The organism is 'Chrysanthemum coronarium' phytoplasma (assembly GCF_000744065.1).
GTDB lineage: Bacteria > Bacillota_I > Bacilli_A > Acholeplasmatales > Acholeplasmataceae > Phytoplasma > Phytoplasma asteris.
The window spans coordinates 1-5,926 of sequence record NZ_BBIY01000049.1 but is presented as its reverse complement, the minus strand read 5'-3'; the positions used below and the strand labels follow the sequence as shown (position 1 = coordinate 5,926).

General features: G+C 25.8%; 8 protein-coding genes. All 8 read left to right on the top strand.

What is annotated here, in order from left to right:
- The coding region (locus OYV_RS04685; protein ID WP_334199043.1) for a DnaJ C-terminal domain-containing protein at positions 1 to 180 on the top strand (180 nt) is incomplete at its 5' end.
- A 552-nt stretch (positions 181 to 732) separates the two neighbouring features.
- Positions 733 to 1,440 (top strand): hypothetical protein, encoded by a 708-nt coding sequence (locus tag OYV_RS02935; RefSeq protein ID WP_042068203.1) that lies wholly within the window; start codon positions 733 to 735, stop codon positions 1,438 to 1,440.
- A gap of 227 nt (positions 1,441 to 1,667) precedes the next feature.
- Positions 1,668 to 1,844, top strand: a complete 177-nt coding sequence (locus OYV_RS05080) for a hypothetical protein (RefSeq protein WP_172642361.1) — start codon at positions 1,668 to 1,670, stop codon at positions 1,842 to 1,844.
- Positions 1,831 to 2,550: a hypothetical protein gene (locus OYV_RS02930; protein WP_042068202.1), complete on the top strand. Its 720-nt coding sequence runs from the start codon at positions 1,831 to 1,833 to the stop codon at positions 2,548 to 2,550. The genes OYV_RS05080 and OYV_RS02930 overlap by 14 nt, the downstream gene beginning before the upstream one ends.
- 338 nt (positions 2,551 to 2,888) lie before the next feature.
- A complete protein-coding gene (ftsY, locus tag OYV_RS02925; protein ID WP_011161023.1) occupies positions 2,889 to 3,932 on the top strand; it encodes a signal recognition particle-docking protein FtsY in 1,044 nt (347 codons plus the stop codon).
- 175 nt (positions 3,933 to 4,107) lie between these two features.
- Entirely contained in the window at positions 4,108 to 5,475 is a 1,368-nt protein-coding gene (gene ffh, locus OYV_RS02920; protein WP_042068201.1) for a signal recognition particle protein, read from the top strand.
- 76 nt (positions 5,476 to 5,551) lie between these two features.
- On the top strand, positions 5,552 to 5,737 hold the full coding sequence (locus OYV_RS02915) for a hypothetical protein (protein WP_041624869.1): 186 nt from the start codon (positions 5,552 to 5,554) through the stop codon (positions 5,735 to 5,737).
- Positions 5,715 to 5,926: hypothetical protein (locus OYV_RS02910; RefSeq protein ID WP_042068199.1), on the top strand; the 212-nt coding region annotated here is incomplete at its 3' end. The genes OYV_RS02915 and OYV_RS02910, both read left to right, overlap by 23 nt.

The following is a 5,926-nucleotide window of genomic DNA, read 5'->3' as shown; positions in this document are numbered from 1 at the left end:
CCTGCAGGGATTCAATCATGCAATAAATTAAGAATGAAAAATAAAGGAGTTGCACATCTTAATTCTTCTTATCGTAAAGGTGATCAGTATGTTGTTGTTCATATTAAAACTCCTAACCAATTAAGTTTAGAAGAAAAAAGATTATATCAAAAATTATTAGATTTGCAATATCGTAGTTAATATAAGTAATAATATAAGTAATAATATAAGTAAATAAATATTAATACAAATAATACAATATTAATAGTAAATAATAAAATAATAAGGAGACCAACTTAAAAGTTGGTTTTTTTGTTATGTAGCAATTTAATGTTTAAGTTTTTAGAGTTTTACATAGTTAATTTTAATTGTATTATGATGAATAATAAATTAATATTTTTTAATATAAATGTTGAATTGTAATATAGTTTTTATGTTATATTATAATTAATAGTAGATAAATAGTTTTGTTATTTGCTATTTTATTAATATTTATCATATTAAATTAACTACTAATTAAATATTTGAGTTATAATAAAGGCACAAAGTCTTTTATTATATTTAAGTTAGAGGCTTTAGAACTTTAACAAATTTAATTTGATAATTCAATTAATAAAGAGTTGAAATAACATTTTTTTATTAGATAATCTTAAAGAAAAAATTAAAGATAATAAAAAATTAAGTTCGGTTGCAGTTTATCTTAGAGCAAACCATAAAAGAGTTATTCAAAAAACTTTATTATGGATTAGTTTAATGCTTTTATTTTTGGCACTTTCTTATTCAGTTGTATGGCATGAATTAGTTTTTTGCCCAAATTTAGGTGAAATAAAAAAAACAATTATTTTTAAATATTTGTATCTGACTGCTATTATAAGTATTATTGCTTTTGTATTTGCTTGTTTTTCTTCAAGTATAGCACGATTAACAGCTCCTGTTTGTCTTATTGCTTTGGGGATATTTTTAGGGATGTTTATGGGTTATTTAGATGTTCGTTTGAATATATCACATACATTCGATTTGACTGATAAATTACTAATACATAAACATTTATGCCTAACTATGTTGCTTTCGTTTATTTTTATTTTGATGAGTAATTTTGCAATTAGTATTTTACTTTATTATAAAAAGTTTAAAAAACAAAACGACCAAAAATTAATTCATAAATTTGCTTTTGTAGTTTTTAATTTCTTTGTAATTACCCTCTTTTATGTTGTTTTTATGTATGGAATAACTTTTATTTGGCTTGCATTAGTTGGGCAATTAGATAAAATGAAACATTTATTTAATCTTTATGTTCTTTTAGCTCTTTTAATTACAAGTTTATCAATTTCATGGACATCAGTTTATATTGCAAGTTCATTGTTTGTCTTTGATTATATTATTGAAAAACAAGTAGATCACAAATATGAATCCGGTTATGGCTCTTTCCTTGTCTTTATTAGTTTTATGGCCTATTATTGAGGCCTTAATAGAAATTGGCATTAGAATTGTTATAGAATCCCTTTTTAATAGTAAATAATTAAATGTTGTAATAAAGTAATTAAAATTATCTTTATTATTTGTAATTAACTATTTTAGTTATATAATAAGTTTAGAGTTTTTGATTATAATTAGTGTTTGAAAGCTTTAATAAAGATAAATATTTTTAAGTTCATAAATTAATATAAATTAATAAAGAGGTGAAAAATATGTTTTTATTAAATAGTATTAAACAAGAAATTAACCAAAATACTCAATCAAAACCTGAGGTTTTAGTTCAAAATAGAATAACGCATAAAAATATTATGCAAAAAACTTCATTATGGATTGGGACAACTATTTTATTTTTAGTCCTTTCTTGTGTCTTATGCGATGAGTTATTATGAATTAAGTTTTTATACCAACAAAGACGAAATGACTAATTCCAATGTATTTAAATATTTACCATTTCCTTTAATTGTCTTTATTATTACAGCTTTATTATCTTGTTTTGTTTTTGGTATTTCTAAATTTAGTGCTCCTATTTGTCTTTGGACTTTTGGCACTTTTGTAGGAATGCTTTCAGGTTTGGTAGATACTTATTTAAAACTTAATTTAAAAAAAGCAACTCAAACTGGAGTTGAATTACCACCATTACTTAACCATTTATTTTTTATTATTATCCTTTCTTTTCTTTTTATTATTGTTAGTAATTTTGCAATTACTACTTTGCTTTATTATAAAAAGTTTAAAAAACAAAATAATCAACAATTAATTAATAAATTTGCTTTTGTAGTTTTTAATTTCTTTGTAATTACTATGTTTTATGTTGTTTTATTTTGTGGGGTTGCTTTCTTTTGGTTGGCATCAGTTTCGCAATTAAGTCAACTTTCATCCTTATTTGACCCTTATTTTATGTTAGGGCTCCTATTTGTAAGTCTATTTATTTCATGGGCGTCTGTTTATATTGCAGGAGCTTTAGTTGTCTTTGATTATATTATTGAAAAACAAGTAGATAAAAAATATGAAGCATCTATGGCTTTTGCTTTATGTCTGTTAGTTTTTTGGCCTCTTATTAAAGCTTTATGGAACTTTTGTAAAAAGGAGGATTAATAATTAATATTATTTATAAATTTAGAACAGGAATTAATTTTTAATTTCTGTTTTTTTGTTTTTATGAAGTATTTATTATTTATAATGTTGTAATTATTATTTATAATATTGTAATTAGTCAATTTTGGAATTTGAAATAAAATTTGTTAATTGGGGTTATAATAAAATTATTTTTATTGTTTGTTTTGGTTTTTTTAATTTATCCTTAAATATTTTATGATAACAAAATCCCCAAACCCTAAAAAACTCAATCAAAAAGCAAGTATTTTAGTTATAATAATTGGGTATAAGTTTTTTATTTTGATACCTTAATTACTTTCAAAAAGGAGAGTTTATAAATGTTTAAATGGTTGAAAAGTAAATTTTTTAAAAATAAAAATAATGATAAATATCAACTAGGTCTTAAAAAAACCAAAGCTAGTTTTCTAGATTTTCAAACTCTTTTGAAACAATCTAACAATATCGAAAAAACCCTATTACAAGCATTAGAAAGTTTGTTAATTCAAGCTGATTTTGGTACTAAAACCACTCTTTTTTTGATGCAAGCTATCAAAGATGAAATTAATCAATTTCAAATTAAAAATCCTCAAAAGCTTCCTTCTGTTGTTGTTTCTAAAATGTTTGATTTGTATCAAAATATGAAAGGTATGAAAGGCATATTAGAAAGTCCGAAAGAACAAGAAAAACAAAATCAATATTCCAATTCAACAAATCCCAAAGACACTTTTCAATCTCAAAATAACTTGCCTCAAATGTATTTGTTTACAGGAGTTAACGGAGTAGGAAAAACAACTACTATTGGAAAAATGGCTGAAGCATTGAAACAAGAAGGCAAAAAAGTATTATTGATTGCTGCTGATACTTTTCGTGCAGGTGCAGTAGAACAACTCCAAATTTGGGCAAAAAGAGTAGGTGTTGAAGTTTTTTGCAAGCCTTTGCCAGCTCATCCTGCGAGTGTTATTTTTGAAGGCATCGAACTTGCTAAAAGTCAAAATTATGATATTATTTTGTGTGATACTGCTGGAAGATTACAAAACAAAACTAATTTAATGCAAGAATTATCCAAAATTAATCGTGTTATTTGCAAACATTTGCCCGCCTCCAATTTACAAACTTTTTTAGTTTTGGATGCTACTACAGGGCAAAATGCTATTAATCAAGTTGATTTGTTCAATCAAGCAACTCCACTTTCAGGAGCCATTTTAACCAAGCTTGACGGCACTTCCAAAGGAGGGATTGTTTTTGCAATTAAATATTTATACAATTTGCCCACTAAATATATTGGTGTAGGCGAAAAATCCCAAGATTTAATTACTTTTGATGTTAAAAATTATCTTTTTAATTTATTTGAAGCTTTTTTTACTTCTGAAGATATTTTATAATTGCTAATTATAAAGAAAAAATAACAAATAACAAATAACGAAAAACAAACACAAAAAAACATAAAAATTATTATATCAAAAATAACGAATTCAAAAATATTTAAAAAACATTGCCCCAACAAAAAATTAAACCCCACAAAAACAAATTTCACAACATCAAAAAGGAGATAAAAATATGAGTATATTAGGCGAAGGCTTACAAAAAGTTATTAACAAAATTAGAGGAAAAAAAATCCTAGAACAACAAGACATTCAAAACATTATGCAAGATATTAAAGTTTCTTTGGTAGAAGCTGATGTTCATTTACAAGTTATTGATAAGTTTAATGAAATTATTGAAAAAAAGACTTTGAAACAAGAAGTTTTAAAAGGGCTGAACCCCAAAGAACATATTATTAAAATCGTAAACGAAACCCTAATTCAAATTTTGGGTTCTACTCGTGCAGATCTTACTTTTAAGCCTAATTGTAATTTGGATACTTTAATGTTAATTGGGTTGCAAGGAAGCGGTAAAACGACTACTGTAGGAAAATTAGCTCTTTGGTTGCGTAAAAAAAATAGTAAAAAAGTTTTGCTTGTAGCTTGTGATATTTATCGTCCAGGAGCAGTAGAACAATTAAAAGTTATTGGTAAACAAATCAACATTGATGTTTTTTCTAAACCTGACACTGCTGTTTTAGATATTGTAGATGCAGGATTAAAACATGCTTTGCAAGAAGGATATGATGCAGTAATTATTGATACTGCGGGGCGCCTTGATATTGATGAGACAATGATGCAAGAATTGCAACAAATTAAAGCCAAAGCCAATCCTTCAGAAATTTTGTTAGTTGTGGATTGTCTTTCAGGACAACAATCTGCTAATATTGCTCAGTCGTTTCATAATCAAGTAGGAGCAACTGGAGTTATTTTGACCAAAATGGATGCAGATACTAAAGGAGGAGCTGCTTTATCAGTAAGAGCAATGACAGATCTGCCTTTAAAATTTGTTTCTTCTTCAGAGACAATTGACAGTTTAGATCCCTTTAATCCTGATAGAATGGCATCTCGTCTTTTAGGAATGGGAGATATTTTAACTTTAATTGAGACAGTTACCGATAAAATTGATCCTCATCAAAGTAAACAAATGATGGAAAAATTATTTGATGATAGTTATAATTATTATGATTTTCAAAAACAATTAAAAACATTAAAAAAAATCGGTTCTGTCAGCAAATTGTTAAGTTTTATTCCTGGATTAGGTGGTAAGATGAAACAACTTTCTGCCAGTTTAGGTGATGATGGATTTAATAAATTTGAAGTTTTAATTCAAAGTATGACTAAACAAGAAAAGAAAAATCCTCAATTAATTGCTTTGAGCGGTAGGCGTAGACAAAGAATTGCCAAAGGTTCTGGTAATCAATTAAGTGATGTTAACAAGCTAATTACCCTTTTAGAACAACAAAAAAAATTAGCTAAGCAAATGCAACACTTTGATGATCAAGATCTTGATAAATTACAAAATGATCCGATGGCTTTTTTTCGTGATATGAATAATAAATAATTAAAATTATAAAATCTTTTTATTAAGTATTTTTGTACCCTTTAATATTTTTATAAAATCCAAAAGGAATACAAATATGAACCTATTAACTAAAAGTAAAGAAAACTTTTTTAAAATTTTTATTGGCACTTTATTATTTATTTTAACAACCACTTTAACAATTTATTTTTCATATAACTTATATCATCAATACAAACAACAAAAATTTAAAGAATATCAAAAACAAATGGAACAATATGATGCCAATAAACCCCCCTACTAAATTTAGTGCACATCCTTTAGTATCCCAACGTCGTAAAGAAACAAATGATGATATAGTAAACAATATAAGTTTTGCAAACATAATTGGCATGGAAACTGAAAAAGAAACTTGTAATTTCATTTTAGCAATGGTATCTCATCCTGAATGGTTCCAAAACGCAGGAAAAATCAATACACCCAAAAGATTCCT